Annotated in this window: 19 protein-coding genes; 6 read left to right on the top strand and 13 right to left on the bottom strand. The window is 48.3% G+C overall.

Features of this window, described 5'->3' with window-relative positions:
* The 11 genes from GX135_03325 to GX135_03275 form a co-directional block, all read right to left on the bottom strand.
* On the bottom strand, positions 1-334 hold a 334-nt coding region (locus tag GX135_03325), incomplete at its 3' end, for a LytR C-terminal domain-containing protein (GenBank protein NLN85124.1).
* Positions 331-834: an HIT domain-containing protein gene (locus GX135_03320; GenBank protein NLN85123.1), complete on the bottom strand. Its 504-nt coding sequence runs from the start codon at positions 832-834 to the stop codon at positions 331-333. The genes GX135_03320 and GX135_03325, both read right to left, overlap by 4 nt.
* Entirely contained in the window at positions 831-1856 is a 1026-nt protein-coding gene (locus GX135_03315; GenBank protein ID NLN85122.1) for a bifunctional N-acetylglucosamine-1-phosphate uridyltransferase/glucosamine-1-phosphate acetyltransferase, read from the bottom strand. The genes GX135_03320 and GX135_03315 overlap by 4 nt, the downstream gene beginning before the upstream one ends.
* The gene (folK, locus tag GX135_03310; GenBank protein ID NLN85121.1) at positions 1853-2326 is read right to left on the bottom strand and encodes a 2-amino-4-hydroxy-6-hydroxymethyldihydropteridine diphosphokinase; all 474 of its coding nucleotides are present in this window, start codon (positions 2324-2326) and stop codon (positions 1853-1855) included. Before folK ends, GX135_03315 begins: the two co-directional genes overlap by 4 nt.
* Entirely contained in the window at positions 2323-2682 is a 360-nt protein-coding gene (gene folB / locus GX135_03305; GenBank protein ID NLN85120.1) for a dihydroneopterin aldolase, read from the bottom strand. The genes folK and folB overlap by 4 nt, the downstream gene beginning before the upstream one ends.
* The gene (locus GX135_03300; GenBank protein ID NLN85119.1) at positions 2679-3104 is read right to left on the bottom strand and encodes a SoxR reducing system RseC family protein; all 426 of its coding nucleotides are present in this window, start codon (positions 3102-3104) and stop codon (positions 2679-2681) included. Before GX135_03300 ends, folB begins: the two co-directional genes overlap by 4 nt.
* Positions 3101-3598 carry a D-glycero-beta-D-manno-heptose 1-phosphate adenylyltransferase gene (rfaE2, locus tag GX135_03295; protein NLN85118.1) on the bottom strand — a complete coding sequence of 166 codons (498 nt, stop codon included), beginning with the start codon at positions 3596-3598 and terminating at the stop codon, positions 3101-3103. Before rfaE2 ends, GX135_03300 begins: the two co-directional genes overlap by 4 nt.
* Positions 3582-4553 carry a D-glycero-beta-D-manno-heptose-7-phosphate kinase gene (gene rfaE1, locus GX135_03290; protein ID NLN85117.1) on the bottom strand — a complete coding sequence of 324 codons (972 nt, stop codon included), beginning with the start codon at positions 4551-4553 and terminating at the stop codon, positions 3582-3584. Before rfaE1 ends, rfaE2 begins: the two co-directional genes overlap by 17 nt.
* Positions 4550-5917, bottom strand: a complete 1368-nt coding sequence (gene purF, locus GX135_03285) for an amidophosphoribosyltransferase (GenBank protein ID NLN85116.1) — start codon at positions 5915-5917, stop codon at positions 4550-4552. Before purF ends, rfaE1 begins: the two co-directional genes overlap by 4 nt.
* Positions 5917-6579: a glycerol-3-phosphate 1-O-acyltransferase PlsY gene (gene plsY / locus GX135_03280; protein ID NLN85115.1), complete on the bottom strand. Its 663-nt coding sequence runs from the start codon at positions 6577-6579 to the stop codon at positions 5917-5919. Before plsY ends, purF begins: the two co-directional genes overlap by 1 nt.
* Positions 6576-7889 (bottom strand): ribosome biogenesis GTPase Der, encoded by a 1314-nt coding sequence (locus tag GX135_03275; GenBank protein NLN85114.1) that lies wholly within the window; start codon positions 7887-7889, stop codon positions 6576-6578. The genes plsY and GX135_03275 overlap by 4 nt, the downstream gene beginning before the upstream one ends.
* A 514-nt stretch (positions 7890-8403) precedes the next feature.
* Between GX135_03275 and GX135_03270 the strand changes: the two genes are divergently transcribed.
* A complete protein-coding gene (locus tag GX135_03270; protein ID NLN85113.1) occupies positions 8404-9189 on the top strand; it encodes a phosphatase PAP2 family protein in 786 nt (261 codons plus the stop codon).
* Between the two features lie 36 nt (positions 9190-9225).
* Here the strand turns inward: GX135_03270 and GX135_03265 are convergent, their stop codons facing one another.
* Positions 9226-9861 carry a GyrI-like domain-containing protein gene (locus GX135_03265; protein ID NLN85112.1) on the bottom strand — a complete coding sequence of 212 codons (636 nt, stop codon included), beginning with the start codon at positions 9859-9861 and terminating at the stop codon, positions 9226-9228.
* Between the two features lie 308 nt (positions 9862-10169).
* Complete coding sequence (locus tag GX135_03260) at positions 10170-11180, bottom strand: OmpA family protein (protein NLN85111.1); 1011 nt, start codon at positions 11178-11180, stop codon at positions 10170-10172.
* Between the two features lie 293 nt (positions 11181-11473).
* Here GX135_03260 and GX135_03255 point away from each other — a divergent pair, with 293 nt between their 5' ends.
* From GX135_03255 to GX135_03235, 5 genes are all read left to right on the top strand, one after another.
* Complete coding sequence (locus GX135_03255) at positions 11474-12325, top strand: TatD family hydrolase (protein NLN85110.1); 852 nt, start codon at positions 11474-11476, stop codon at positions 12323-12325.
* Position 12326: 1 nt separating this feature from the next.
* Complete coding sequence (locus GX135_03250; GenBank protein ID NLN85109.1) at positions 12327-13574, top strand: hypothetical protein; 1248 nt, start codon at positions 12327-12329, stop codon at positions 13572-13574.
* Positions 13568-15124 (top strand): DHH family phosphoesterase, encoded by a 1557-nt coding sequence (locus GX135_03245; protein ID NLN85108.1) that lies wholly within the window; start codon positions 13568-13570, stop codon positions 15122-15124. Before GX135_03250 ends, GX135_03245 begins: the two co-directional genes overlap by 7 nt.
* Before the next feature lie 19 nt (positions 15125-15143).
* Positions 15144-15731 (top strand): phosphatidate cytidylyltransferase, encoded by a 588-nt coding sequence (locus GX135_03240; protein ID NLN85107.1) that lies wholly within the window; start codon positions 15144-15146, stop codon positions 15729-15731.
* 12 nt (positions 15732-15743) lie between these two features.
* On the top strand, positions 15744-16032 hold a 289-nt coding region (locus GX135_03235; protein ID NLN85106.1), incomplete at its 3' end, for a glycosyltransferase.

Raw genomic sequence — 16032 nt, 5'->3', positions numbered from 1 at the left:
GCGCCAAATCCTGAGGGTCGTTGGTTTTCACTTCAATGATACTTTTGTTGTAAATGGGTTTTGAGGTGGAGCCGATTTCTACCACGTCGATATTTTTATCTTTGATAAATTCTGTGTATTCCGCGGCTAGATTTTCCACGCCACAGCCGTTTTTGACCATTACCTTGAGGGCTGGAAGGCTGCTTTCTTCATCAGGCATGGCTCTGTCAGGAAGTCCAAAATGTTGGATTAAAGCCAGGGCTGTCAAAATGAGTGCCAAAACTCCAATCAGGATCCAAAGGAAGGATTGCTTCATCCTGAACTTTTTGGAGCGGGATTTTTTGGTTTTGCTCACTGAGCAGGCTCCTTCAAGCTGGAAAAAGCTCGGCTGAGGCGCTCAAAACTGACCTCGAAGGCTTCCGGGATGACGCGTTTTCCGCCCACAGCGCTCATGAAATTGCAATCACCGCTCCAGCGTGGCACCAAATGGATGTGAAGATGTTCCGCGATTCCAGCTCCGGCGGCACGTCCCAGATTGATTCCGATATTCATTCCTTCGCAGGCGTAGGCTTGGTTGAGAGCTTTTTCGCAGAGTTGGAGCATCTGTCCCAGTTCTTCCATCGTGGCGGGAGGCAATTCACCCAAACTTTTCACGTGGAGGTAGGGTACAAGCATGATGTGGCCATTATTGTAGGGATATCGGTTCAGCATCACGTAGAAGTTTTCATCGCGGTGTACGATGAGATTTTCCCGATCCCGTCCCGGCTGGCGGAAGCGGCAAAGAACGCAGTCTTCAGGCTTTTCGCTTTGAATATAATCCAAGCGCCAGGGGGAATAGAGAAATTTATCGCTCACTGGTTTTCATCCTCGATAGCTTGAGCAGCGTGCGCCAAAACGCTTCCCTCTTTGAGTGTGGCATTTACCAAAATGTTATGGCCTTTCAAAACACAGTTTTCACCCAGGCGACTGTCTTCAATGATGGAACATGTGCCTATTATCGAACCGGATTTGATGTAGCTTTTACCTTTGATAACACAGTTTTGACAGATTTGGACGTCAGGCTCCAGGATAACATCTTCTCCGATGAAAACGGTTTGAGGATTGTGAATCATCACGCCAAGATTGAGCCAGCGCCGGCGAATGGAATCCACAAACTGGTCTTCCAATTCGGCAAGCTGTTGTTGGGAATTAACACCGGAGGCTTCCACAAGGTTTTCCAAAACCACAGCGCCCACTTTTTTGCTCTGGGAACGAAGGATGGAAAGTACATCCGTGAGGTAATATTCCTGTTGATTATTTGAATTTGAGACCTGTGCCAGGGCTGAAAAAAGGTCTTCGGATTTGAAGCAATAGATTCCCGTATTCCATTCTTTGATGGAGAGTTGCGCGGGTGTGGCGTCCTTGAATTCAACGATGCCACTAATCTGTCCATCCGGTTCCCGCAAGATGCGTCCATATTTTCCGGGGTCGTCCAAAAACGCCGTTAAAACCGTGCAGGAAAAGCCGTTATCAAGGTGTTCGCTATGCATTTTTTGCAGGGTTTCAGGGCTGAGGAGCGGAACGTCGCCACTGAGCACGAGCACGTCCTGATCCGGGTTTTGGAAAAATGCTTGCGCCATCATCACAGCGTGGCCGGTGCCAAGCTGTTGAGCCTGTTCCGCAAAAGAGATTCTGGGGTCGCCTTCCAGGAGGGAAACCACGTTTTCCTTTTGGTGGCCAACCACCACGCAAAGGCTTTGACAGCCTGCTTTGAAGGCACTTTCCACCACGCGCTGAACCATGGCTTTGCCCGCGATGGGAAACAGGACTTTAGCGCGGTTTGAATTCATTCTGGTGCCTTTTCCGGCAGCCAGGATTATGGCTGTGAGATGGTTCATTTGGGTTCCTTTGCAGTTTTCAGTTCATCCAGAAGTTGGGCAACTGTTTGGTTTAAAACAGGATGCCAAAGCTCTGGCTCCACTTCGTTTAGAAGTTCCAACACGAAGCGCCGCCGATGAAAATCTGGGTGCGGAACAGTCAGGCTGGGGCTTTGCAGCTCCAGTGTTCCATAAAGCAGAATGTCGATATCGATGACACGGGGTCCCCAGCGTTCCTCACGGACACGGCCGAGCCTTGTTTCAAGCTTCAACATTCTCTCCAACAGCTCATTGGGGTCATATTCTGTCTCGATTTCCACCATTTGGTTATAAAAATCGGGCTGGTCTTGTTTTCCGTATGCTTTGCTGCGCGTCAGGGAAGAACTCCTCAAAACCTGGATACCGGGATCCATCTCCAAGTGGCGCAAGGCGTTCCGCACTTGGAAACTGGGATCCTGGAGGTTCGAACCCAGGCTGAGCCAGGCTGTCACTCGCGGCTCCTTTGAACTTCAACTTCCACGCTGCGCAAAATACCGCGAATGGGCACGGAAGGTTTTTGGATGCGCAAATTTAGATCTTGGATGAGAGGAAAGTCGTCTAACAGCTTGTCTGCCACAAGGTTGGCGCACACTTCCAAAAGCTGGAACTGGCGGCTTTCCATGATTTCGCGAATATCATCGTAAACCTTGGTGTAATCCACCGTGTCTTCCAGATTGCGGATATCGCGGTCAGAGGCAGGATCGGTTTGCATTTCCAAGCTCACAATAAAGCGCTGGCCAAGTGTTCGCTCCTCATCATGAACACCGTGGTAGCCATAAAAAACCATTTCATTCAGCCGGATAATCATATTTTTCTCCCAATCCGCACCTGCAGGCGGTTGCCAAAACATTTATCTATCAGTTTCATTATCAAAAAACTAAGCGCCGTGGCGGCAAAAGCAATCCCGATGGCGGCGATTTCAATCAGCCAGCGGGAAGCCAAAATGAAGGCCACAAAAAGCGTGAGCATGGGCAAACCGAAAACCAGAAGCGAGGAAAGAACCCGTGTGGAGGGGGAAATCTCAAGCTGTACCTTGTCTCCAACCGCCAATTCCAAATCTGTTTCCAGCTCGAAAACCGCAGGGGTATTTCGTCCGAAACACATCCCGCGCATGGAACAGGATTTACATCCTGCTCCGCGGACGAGTTCCACCCGCACCTGGGAGCCTTCTGCCCAAACCACTGTCCCAACATCTTCTTGAGCAGTTTCCTGGTGTTTTTCTTCGCTCATTTCTTTTCCTTCTCTGCCAAAATTGCGGCACGCTTAATCAAATCGGTGGTGGAAATCCCTTCCCTGAAAGGCAGGCTTTTCACCAGACCGCCTCCAGCCAAAACAAAGTCCGCGCCAACGATTTGGCCTGGTTCCCAATCTCCACCCTTCACCAAAACATCGGGACGAATATGTTCAATCAATTTCAAGGGTGTCTCTTGGTTGAAAACAACAACAATATCAACACTTTGCAGGGCGGCAAGCACCATGGCGCGGTCTTCCTCTTTCACGAGGGGGCGGGTCTTTCCTTTCAGTCCGCGCACGCTGGAATCGCTATTCATGCCCACAATTAATACATCGCCCAAGGCTTTTGCCTGCTCCAAATATTGGACATGACCAGCGTGGATAAGGTCGAAACAGCCATTTGTGAAAACCACTTTGCCACCCTGGGCTTGAAGTTCGGAAGCCAAAAAAGCCGCTTCGTCCCAATTTTTTATCTTATTTTTGATCACGATAGCTTGCCAAAACTTGTTGCGGGGTCACGCTGGCAGTCCCTTTAATTCCACAAACCACTCCAGCGGCGTGATTTGCCAGCTCAGCCGCAAGGTCGATATCCGCGCCGCTGGTCCAAGCCAATGTGAGCGCCGAAATCACAGTGTCACCAGCACCGGAGGGGTCGAAAACCTCCTGGGCGTAGGTTGGAATACGCCGGGGCTCTTTGTCACCGTTAAAAATATACATTCCCAAGCTGCTGCGAGTCACAATCAGGTTTTTAAAATTCAATTCTTTTCGCAGTTCCACGGCGGAACGGAAAAAAGCTTCATCGCTGTCGAAAATCGTTGCCCTAATCGCTTGAAATTCATTGTAGTTGGGCTTAAAAATGTCCACACCCTCATAAGCTTGGAAGTTTTTCAATTTGGGATCCACCGCCACGGGAATATCTTGCTCTTTGGCAGCTTTCAGCACTTCCCGGATCAGCGGTTCAGCAAGCAGGCCTTTTTCATAATCCTGGATGATGAGAGCGTCGCTGTTTTGAAGGCGCTCAAGAGTTTTTTCCAAAACCTTGGCGCGGATGGAACTGCTGAGGTCGTCACGATTTTCATAATCTATCCGCACGATTTGTTGATTGGCAGCGCCAATCCTCTTTTTGCAAGTGGTGCCGCGGCTTGGATCGGGCTGGATGCCGCTGGCGGAAATCCCTTTTTTTTCCAAAAGTTCCATCAGGTCTTCACCAGCTTGGTCAGCTCCGGTGACACCAACTAAAAGCGGTGTTCCGCCCAGAGAGTGGATATTCAGCGCAACGTTCGCCGCGCCGCCCAAACGCAGTTCCTCGCTCTGCGCTTCCAAAACCGGCACCGGGGCTTCGGCGGAAATTCGCTCAACTTTTCCCCAAACATATTGGTCCAGCATCACGTCGCCCAAAACGAGGATTTTTTTCCCTTTGAATTTATCAAGCAGGTTTGCAATCATGTAATCTCCAGAGGATATTCACCGTTAAAGCAAGCATAGCAATACTCTTCGGATTCGCGCAGGCATTTGGCAAGGCTGTTCAAAGAGAGGTGTTTCAGGCTGTCCACTCCGATATTTTTTTGGAATTCATCCAGAGAAAATCGGTTCGCGGCAAGTTTTTCCGGGCTGTGGGTGTCAATCCCGAAATAGCAGGGAAAACGCACTTGAGGCGAGCCCACCCGCAGATGTATCTCTTTGGCACCCGCTGCTTTAACTAATGCCACAATCTTGCCGATGGTGGTCCCACGTACGATGGAGTCATCTATCAAAACCACTTTTTTCCCAGCAAAGAAATTGGGCAGCGGATTGAATTTTTGCAAAACCCCTTCATCCCGAACTGTCTGCTCCGGTTTGATAAAAGTGCGTCCAACATAGTGGTTGCGGATTAAACCAAGCGACAGCGGGATGCCACTGGCTTTGGAATAGCCCACCGCCATGAAGTTTGCGGAGTCGGGCACCGGCACCACGCAATCGGCATCCAAACCTTTATCATCCTCAGCGAGCATGGCGCCAATCTGTTCCCGCACCATGAAAACGTCTTCGCCAAAGTGATAACTGTCCGGTCGGGAAAAGTAGATATGCTCGAAAACGCAGTAGCTGTTATGGTTACACGTCCGATAGTTTTTGGGGTCGTTTTCAATAATTTGGATACCGCTTGAATTTATTCGGATGATGCCAGCGGCGGGAACTTCCTTCCTTTCACCCGCTTGTAAAATATCCAAAACGCAGCTTTCCGAGCCTGCCACAACGGTTCCATCCGTTGTTTTACCCCAAACCATGGGTCGCATGGAAAGCGGATCACGAAAGAGATAGAGCTCTCTTTTGGTGCAAAAAACACAGGAATAAGCGCCCTTCACATCACGCATCAAAGCGCGGATTGCCTGAACTGGATCATCACCCTTCCAAAGACGCCAGGCGATGAATCTCACCAGCAATTCACCATCGTTATCGCTTTTAAAATAAACGTTTTCCGATTCCAGCATGGCGCGCACGGAATCATAATTCACCACGTCGCCATTGCTGGCAAGCGCGTAGGAGGGTCCAAAAAGAGTTTCCACCAAGTGGGGTTGGGAATTGTATTGTGTTGCGGCGCCTTTGGTTGGATAGCGAACGTGTCCGATGGCAATGCTGCCGGGCAGGCTGTCCAAAACCTCGGAATTGAACACCTCTTTCACCAAACCTATCCCCTTGTGCAATTGCAGCACACGACCATTACAGACCGCCATGCCACAACTTTCCTGGCCACGATGCTGCTGGGCAAACATCCCCAAAGCCGCGAGCCTGGCGGCATCAGGGTTTCCAAATATTCCAACAATTCCACACATCAGGTGTTTTCCTTTTTCTTAAAACTGAGACGGTTTTCCCGTCCTTCCAAGAGGCGGAGGATGTTTTGATTATGTTTGTAAATCACCAGCAGCGCCACGATTAGAGTCATCCAGGGAAATTCTGGTTCACGCAGGATGAAGATATTCCATAAAAGTTCAGAAACAAAAAGCATGGCAGCCGCGAAGATCGAACCCAGGGAAACGTAGCGGCTCAGCGCGGTCACAGCCAAAAATATCAACATTGCCACAAGCAGGGGAACCGGTGCCAGAATGATGAAAACCCCCGCCGCGGTGGCAACACCTTTTCCACCCTTGAAGCCCAAAAACACAGGGAACATGTGCCCCAAAATCACCATCAGAGCGGGAAGTTGGAAAACGAAGCGCTCTTGAGGAACACCCTGGCTGATTTTCAAAGCCAGACTGGGTACAACTTTGATCAAAAGCAGAGCCACCGCCAGCCCTTTTAAAATATCCAGAATCAACACCGCCACGCCGGTTTTTGCGCCATATTGCCTGAGCGCGTTTGTGGCACCGATGTTTCCACTGCCGCCGGCGCGGATATCCTTTCGATGGAAGAGTTTACCGGCAAGATAGCCAAAGGGAATGCTGCCAATTAGATATGCCCCCAGGCAGAGCAAAACCCAAAGGATGGCTGTGTTCATTCGATTGGCTCCTCTTCTTTCTTCCCCTTGAAAATCAGTTTTATGCTAACTCCTTCAAAACCAAACATTTCCCGGATACGATTGTGCAGATAACGGCGATAATTTTCGCTCACCAGGGCGGGTTTATTGCAAAAGAAAACAAAGGTTGGAGGCTTGATGGCGGCTTGGGTCACATAATGAATTGTCACGTGGCGTCCGGTGCTGTGTGTGGGCGGACGTCTTTCCACCACGGTTTCCATAAAGCTGTTCAATTCGCTGGTGGATATTCGTTTTTCGCTTTCTTGCTCAATCATCACAATCGTTTCCATAATCCGGTTTATCCGCTGTCCAGTTTTGGCGGAAATAAACTGCACCGGAGCGTATTGCAGGAAAGACATTTTATCGTGCAAGTCCGCGATGAACCTGCCGGTGGTTTTGGTGTCTTTTTCCACCAAATCCCATTTATTGAAAACCACCATTATCTCTTTCATGCGGCGTTTGGCGTAGGACGCGATTTTTTGGTCTTGTTCCGAAATCTCTTCATTCGCCGCCAAAACCAAAACCACCATATCCGAGCGGTCAACCGCCTCAATCGTGCGCATAACGCTATAATATTCAACGCCATAGGCCACCTTGGCTTTGCGGCGCAAACCGGCTGTATCCACCAAAATGTAATCCTGACCATGATAGCGAAATTTGCTGTCCACCGCGTCACGCGTGGTTCCAGGAATATCGGTCACGATTTGTTTTTCACTGCCCAACATCAGGTTCACGATTGAGGATTTTCCCACATTTGGCTTGCCTACCACCGCGATGCGAGTGAGTTCGGATTCCTCTTTTTCATAGGCGGACTGGGTTTCAGGGATTAAAGAAAGCAATTCATCCAAAAAATTGCCCGTGTTTCGGCCCTGCTGGGCTGAAATGGGGAACGGATCGCCCAAACCGAGCTGGAGGAAGTCGTATAGCTCCCATTCAAATTTTTCATTGTCGGCCTTGTTTGCCACCAGCATCACCTTGTCCCTGTGAGGATAAAGGATTTTGGCGATTTCCTTGTCCACATCGGTGGTGCCTGTGTGGGCGTCCACCATAAACAGGATTAAATCCGATTCATCGATCGCCAAAAGAGCCTGATGGCGTATCATTTTGTTCAGTGTTTCACCACTGTCAAAAACAATGCCACCGGTATCAACCAGCTTGAAAACCTTTCCGCCCCATTCCACATCTTCATATTTGCGGTCGCGCGTGATGCCTTCAACAGCATCAACAATGGCAGAACGCTTTCTGCAAAGTCGGTTGAACAGCGTGGATTTTCCCACGTTTGGACGTCCCACAATGGAGACTATGTGCTTCCTCATTAAACGATTAAACTTCCCTGATGGTTTTTGGGACAGTCTTTTGAAAGAGGGTATTTTGTCAATCCTATAATGCCATGAAGCCTTGGGGGAAAACAAGGCTGGCATCCGCAGTTTTGAGCCCATCAAAAATGGGGATAAACCCAAATATCTCAACAGGATTCCCTCTTTTCAACCTAATTTACTGTTTTAGTAATTTTTCCGGCACTTTGGGGAGCGATTCTAAATCAATTTTGAAGGAACTTGAAAGTCCTCGTGTTAATCAAGGTTTTAAGCCTTGTTCTTAATAGCCGCCTTATGTCTCCCTTATGTTTAATAAGCCAACCATAAGCGAGACAAGGGTTTAGGGGTATATATGTGTTTTTTCATCAGGCTCGCTCATATATGTCGGAGGCTTGATAATTTCGTTCCCAGATTTGGAAAAAATGGACTTACCGGATGCCAGGAAAAGGAAAACTTGACGAAACTACAACACATCATTTTAGGTGCATCCATGAAAACAAAAATCTGTGTCGCGCTCATAACGCTCATTTTGGGATTGAACACCCTGTTTGCCACAGACGGGGAAAGCTTTCTGGGCGCCTATTTGCTTTCTTATCCCCAGAGCGTGGGTGAGGCTTTTCTGGCTCCAAAAGATTGGCACACAGAGGATTGGCTTGCTGCCGGAGGAGCTGTAATCGCTGTGGGAAGCCTTTATTTTGCCGATACTGCCATCAAAAACAAAATCCAAAACCACAGAAAAGATTGGCTTGAACTGCCCATGGAAGTGGGTTCAGAAATCTCGGAATTCAAGTATCTCTATCCTGCTGTGGCACTGACAATTGGGGCTGGTTACTTGGCAGGTTCGGATAAAACCATGGATACGGGACTGCTTTGCCTGAAAAGCATGATTTTAAGCTCAGTTTCCACCCAAGCTTTGAAAATCGCGACCCAAAGACCGCAACCGGGGATGGAAATTGGAGCAGGATTTTGGACAGCACCGTCCTTTTCGCTCTCAAACGATTCTTTTCCATCAGGCCACAGCGCCATCATTTGGAGCGTTGTTCCGGTTTTGGCAGCTCAATATCCAGACCAAAAATGGGTGGCGCCGACGGTTTATGGCTTGGCTTCGCTCAGCTCTGTTTCAAGGCTTTATCTGGATGAACACTGGGCTGCGGATGTGGCCGCGGGGGCTTTAATCGGATACCTGTGTGGGAAATTGACTCTAAAAAATACGCCGAGGCTTCATCTGACCCCGGCGCAAAATATGAACGGTTTAACCCTGAGCGTTGATTTTTAACGCTTTATGGGCAATATGGTTAAAGAAACTTACTTACTATTTCTTGGGTGTTTCCTTTAAAGCCGGTTCCTTCTCAATCTTTACCGGCGGTTTGACATCAGATTCGAGCTTTTGAACCGGCACCCAAATCTCGATGACGGAATTGGCGGAACTTTCTTTGAAACGTTCGTCGTAGCGCTCATACATCTCGGCACCGACAGGTATGTAGCCTGATGTGGCGAGCCAGGGTCCAAAGATATATTCATAGGTTTCACCGATATCTTTGACACTGCCAACATGATCGAATACTGCGAAATATCCACCTGGAGCCTTGATAAGTTTTAGCTCTTTGGGCAGTTCCACGGATTCCTTCACTTCCATTCCAACCAGATAGTTGTTGCCTTTCATGGTTTTGGGATCGAATTTCTCGCCGGGATAATAGATGCCATAAATGCAATTATCCACGGTTTCCGGGAGTTTTTCACGCAGGGAGAAAAACTTTGTCCAGGCTTCCATATAGTCATCAGATTCCATGGTGCCCATGGTTTCCAGACCCATCACGAGAAAAGGTTCGCGTTCCTCAAATCTCATTTTGACTTGCGTCGGGGCCGGAGAGATGATGGAAGACTCTTGTGCCACAAGGGATACCGCGACAATGGCAAAAGCCATCAGCAGAAAAATCACCTTTTTCATGTTCACTCCTTTATGTTTCAAAAATGATGAATACCAATATATGGATGCGGCGCTTTGACGTCAAGGATTATTTTTTGGGCAAGAGTTTTTCAACAATGTTTTTTCTTTTAAAACCCTCAAATCCTCCTTGCTTCCTGCTTTTTTCCAGCTCAAATCCCTCTTGAATGTCACTCGTGAGTATCCCGTCAAAGAATCGGGATGCTGGAGAGGCATGTAGAAATGACGTTCGAGCCAGAAGCAAGAGCGAATAAAGCATAAAAAAAAGAGGCTTCCAAGCGGAAGCCTCAAATAATCTTGTGGATTTTGTTTTATTTGACGATAACAAAATCGATGCGGCGGTTCAGCGCGCGACCTTCAGCGGTGTCGTTGCTGGCAACAGGCCTTCTGTCGCCAAAACCTTTGGTTTCGATGCGGCTGGCTGTGATGCCTTTGGAAACCATATAATCCTTAACGGCGATGGCGCGTTCCTGGGAAAGGGTGATATTGTAGTCCGCTTTGCCAACGTTGTCGGTGTGGCCGTGGACTTCAATTTTCACGCTGGGGCTTTTTTTCAGTTCGACGATAACTTCGTCCAAGATTTCCTGGGCGCCGACGGTCAGCTTGTTGCTGCCAAATTCGAACTGCACGCCATCCAGGGTGAAGTCTTCATCCATGCTGATAATGTTGCGGCGGGGTCCGCGATAGGCGGGCGCCACGGCTGCTTTTTTGCCGCCAAAAGTGTAGCTGAGACCGATATAGGGCATCAGGTGGGAATCCATGAGTTTTCCACCGCCTTCCAGGTTGTCCACTTTATCGCTGAGCACATGGTCAAGCTGAACGCCCAGATCCAGATCCACATTCCATTTGCTCATGAGGGAAACACCGAGCCCGGCGGTGGGCGCCATGAAAGCAAATTCGCCATCCATAAGCTTATCGTTATCGATATGGGCAGCGCCCAAGCCGATTTGCGCAAAAGGAGCGATACGCTGCAGGGGGCCTTCCTTAAAATTGAGGACGGCAACCTTTGTGGGGCGGAAACGAGCTTGCAGTTCTGCACCGATGATGGTGGCATCATAACCTGATTTTATGACACCTTCGACTTCGCCGTCAAGTTTGGTGTAATAGGGGAAAGCGCCAACGCTAACCCAGTCTTTCAACCAAGCTTCGTAGCCAAGCCCGCCCATCAAGTTGATGTTGTTTTTATAGCCATCAGTGTTGTAATCGTTCAAAGGATAGCTGCCGCCAACGCGCAGTCCAACGCTGTGTTCGATGGCAAACGCGGCCTGCGCGAAAGCCATGATTAGAAGAGCAATGATGAATATCTTGCTGATGTTTTTCATTTTTTTAACCTCAGTTTTGTAGTTTATAAACATAATAATCCTAAAGCTACTATCTGTCAATCAAATTTTTGCGCCGGGAACAGGATATACATAAAAGATTGCGGGGTTTTGATTTAACTGAGTGTCATTGGCGCAAAGTGTTGGCAGCAACATCAGGGACATAAAAAACCATTTTTTGCGGTTTTGGGCATAAATATGGGTCCAGTTTGCCTGTTTGGCGTCTTTTCAATTGACAAGAAATCGGCACTTGGTTTTTCTTGTTTTAAATTCAAAATAGGGATAACGTGCCATAAATGAAACTGTTTGAAACGCATGCTCATCTCGATCTGCCAGAGTTTGACGCAGACCGGGAAAGGTTGATTGCCAAATGCTTTGACAGCGGGATTGAGTATATCATCAACATTGGTTTCAACAAAGAAACCTCGTTAAATTCGTTGGAACTGGCCAAAAAACATCTGCATATTTTTGCCACCGCCGGATTCCATCCTCACGACGCTGTGGATTTTGATGCCGAGCTGATTAAGCGTTTGGCCCGGGAAAAAGAAGTTTTGGCCATCGGTGAGATTGGCTTGGATTATTTCAGGAACCTTTCCCCATACAGCGTTCAGCGTGAAGTGTTCCGAAACCAGGCATTGCTTGCTGTGGATTATGACAAACCAATTGTGGTTCACAACCGCGACGCTCATCAGGAATGTTATAAAATCCTGAAGGAAGCTCAGGCAAAGGACGTGGTTTTTCACTGTTTTTCCGGGGATATCATATTTGCCCAGCAGGTTTTGGATGAAGGTTGGATGATTTCCTTCACTGGAAACATCACCTATCCAAACGCGAATTTGGATGATGTGATTCGCATGATGCCGCCGGAGCAATTCATGATTGAGACAGATTGTCCCTACCTGACACCTCATCCCCATCGTGGAAAACGCAACAGCCCTCTTTTCCTGCACTTGGTGGCAGAAAAGATTGCGGAGATCAGGGGTATCACACCTTTGGAAGTGGCGGAAACCGCTTTCAATAATGCCCATCGCTTTTTCCGAATTCCACCCGACCCGGTGAAACCTGTATCCAAAAAAGGCGGAAAGTCTTCCAAGGGGAAGAAATCCAAAAAATCCACCGCCAAGGACAAAAAAAAGGATAAGAAATAAATTGAAAACAAAATTGACTCTATTTTGGCTGCTACTGGCCTGCCTTCCTCTTTTTGCAGGAAATTCGGTCTTTTCTTTCGACGGAAATCCCATCCGCTATTATGGCAAAGATATCTATAGCCTGGGGATGGGAGACACCGGCTCCAGCGACGTTTTCAGGGTGAATTCCGGCTATGCGAACCCGGCTTTGCACAACCTGAACAACAGCAGTCTTTTTTCCACCGGGCTGATTCCAGGATACAACTATTACAGTTCGAAGGATGAGGCTGGCAACAAGTATAATTATATTGACAATTCGCTGGATTTTCCATATTTCAGCCTGAGCATTCCGATGAAGCAACATCGCTTTGGATTCCAGTTCAGTTCACATTCTTCGGGAATGGTGAACAACCAGCGCGAGTTTCAAACCACGCACATGGGCGACACGCTGAACATCACAGAAAAGCATGCGATGGACCGCTATATCTATCGCGCGGATCTGATTTACAGCCTGGCTTTGGGACGCAACAGCTTTGGCGTCAGCGGCAATTTCTATTTTGGCCACGAAATCCACAACTTCAAGCAGGATGCTGGGTTTCAGGCGTTCAACACCGAGGAGGAAATGGTTCGGGACTACAAAAATCCTGGATTCACCCTGGGTTACATTCGTCGTCAGGAAAAACTGGCCATCGGAGCTTATTGGAGTCTGGGAGCAAATCTGAAAGGCGAGGAACAGCGTTCCAGCATCCACGAAACCGAAGAGCCACTGCCATATACGCACAAAATTCCGGCAGTGTATTCCTTGGGGATTACCGCCTTGCCGCTCCAGGAATTCAAGCTGGCGGCAGATTTTCACTATGAGCCTTGGAAAGCCTTGAATCCGATTGATGATGATGAAAAATATACAGATAGCTGGAAAGCCGCTTTGGGGCTGGCTTACGAGCCTCTCAGCAGCGAAGACCGCAAGGGGATTTTGAGCCTGCCCATGCGTAGTGGAGTTTCCTGGCGCCATCTACCTTTCAAGGCTGACGACGCTGAAATCAACGAACTTTCCCTCAGTTTGGGGCTGAGTTTGCCCTTGCTGAGCGACGTGAACCGAATCGACTTGGGCTTTCAATATAGCCGGCGTGGAAAGCTTGATGACAACGGGCTTTTGGATAATACCTACCTTCTAATGTTTGGTTTTACGGGATTCGATATCATCACAAAAGCGGCGGATCGTACCGCGCCACGTGAAATTCCCGAAAAAGAAGAGCTCGGAATATGGTAGAAGATCAGTACGACATAGATCCCAAGAGCCTTCTGGGCCAGATTTGCGCCAAAAGAAAAATCGACCCTGGCAGTCTCTGGGATACGCTGGAGGTTATGCCAGATGAAGCTCTTTTGGCAAACATCGAAAACGCCGCGGACAGGATCAGCCGGGCAATGCGGGAAAATGAATCCAGCGTGATTTTTGGTCATGATGATCCCGATGGCATCACCAGCACCTATATCCTCTATCAATTTTTCAATTCCTGCGGATATCAAAAACACAATTATTACATACCAAACCGCAACTTGGAGCCTCACGGTATCCAGGACGGCTTCATAAATTACGTCAAAGAAGGCGGGCACAGCCTTGCGATCACAGTTGATAACGGCATCACCAGCCCAGAAGGAATACAAAAACTGAGCGAATTGGGGTGTGATACTGTGATTACAGACCATCACCTCATTCGTCCGGAAGTGCTGCCCAAAGCCTATGCAATCGTGAACCCGCAGCTTCCGCAGTGTGAATATCCCTATAAATCTTTGGCTGGGGTGGGTGTCACTTTGCTGTTAATCCGTTATCTGGCAAGGATATTGGATCACTCGGTGCCACTTTCCTCATACTTTTGGACCGCGGTTGGCTCCATTGCGGACAAGGTTCCAATGACAGGTTTGAACCGGGTTTTAGTTCGTCATGTGATCTCAAATTGGGATGAACTTGAGGATCCCAGCGTTGAGTTTTTGCTGCGAAACCATCCTCGCGTGGAAACCGATACCGAAATTTTCAATTTTATTCAATATACAGCGCGCTTGATTGCGAATGGGCGTGAAGCTGGTGGCCAACATACCGCGATGCGGTTTTTGCTGCAGATGGGAGACGCCAAAGCCGAGCTCTTCCAATCCATGGAAAGCCAACAAAAAAAATGGGAAAGCGAGCTTGGACGCATTTTTAACCATCTGGACAGCATTGCCAGCGGCTTCAACAGCCAGGCATTCATCTATTTCGACGATGAGGAATTTATACCCTACCACCTCCTGGGCACAGGAGCAACCTACATTTTGGGGAAGCTGGGGGTTCCTACAATCCTGCTTCGTCACCATAATGGTATGATTGTTTGCGAAGGCCGCTGTGGCGATGGTTTCAACATGGTGGAGGCTTTTGGGGCCTGCAAAGAGTACCTGAAACAGTTCGGTGGCCACGTGAAAGCGGCTGGATTCATCATGGAACCGGAAAATTACGACGCCTTCCTGGAATGTTACAACGCTTGGCTGTCCGAAAATTTGAAGCCAGTGGAAACCCATGAAGACGAACCCGATGTCTGCCTGCCCTTGGAACGTTTTAATGCTGTGAACTGGAGTGGGTTGGAACTGTTGCTACCATTTGGACAACAGCATCCTGAGCCGCGCATTTTGGTTAAAAATGTCCGTTTGGCAGAGATTCAGAAGCTTTTCACATTCGATCACGGTAGCCGTGGCCTGCCTCCGGATAAAACTGTGGACATCCAACTTTACTGGAAGGCTCCGCGTTTGGTGAAAATTCTATCCGTATTTCCAAGTGAAAACAAAAGCTAAGATTCTCCAAGGCAAAAGGTTGGCACGCTTCAAAGAAAGCCTGCGCAAAAGCATCCACTTGGGCTCGCTGGTGATTCCTTTTGGCTATCGCTATGTGTTGAATTACAACCGCAAACAGATGTTTTACATACTTTTAGTTCTGTTTATCGCCATGTTGGTGGTCGAGTTTTACCGCTTCTGGCAAAAAAACTTTAAGAAAACCTTTTGGTGGATATTTGGCTTGGTGTTGCGCCGACACGAATTACGGGATTTTACTGGAGCAACCTACCTTCTTTTTGCCTCTGTGCTTTGCGTGGCCTTTTTTCCACCTCAATTGGTTTTTTTTGCGCTCTCATTTTTGGCTATCGGGGACACTTTTGCCGCGATGGTGGGAATGAATTTTGGCCAGCGGCCTCTTTCTGGGGGTCGCAAATCCCTGGAAGGAAGTCTCGCCTGTTTTGTATCCTGTTTCATCTTTGCCCTGGCTTTTGGGCTGCATCCACTTGTGTCCTTTGTGGGCGCGTTGGTCGCGACTTTGGCAGAATTGAGTTGTGTGCCTCTGGATGACAACATCAAAATACCCTTGTCGTCCGCGCTGGCCATGGCACTTTTTCAGATTTTTGTTTAAATTGGAGCTAATGTGTTGTTGTCTTTTGTGATCCCCGTGCTAAATGAAGTTGATTCAATACGTCTTTTGACCGCCCAGATTCAAAAAAACTGCGGTTCCCACGATTATGAGATAATTTTCATCGATGACGGCAGTCGGGACGGTAGTTTCGAGGTTATGGAAGAATTGGCTCACCATAATTCCAAGATTAAAATCATCAAGTTCCGTCGAAATTTTGGCAAAGCCGCTGCCCTGCAGCATGGTTTCAAGCTCGCCAGCGGGGATGTGGTTTTCACTCTCGATGCGGACTTGCAAGACAATC

The sequence above is a fragment of the Candidatus Cloacimonadota bacterium genome, from assembly GCA_012522635.1.
Taxonomy (GTDB): Bacteria; Cloacimonadota; Cloacimonadia; order Cloacimonadales; family Cloacimonadaceae; genus Syntrophosphaera.
This window is presented reverse-complemented; position numbering and strand designations above follow the sequence as displayed.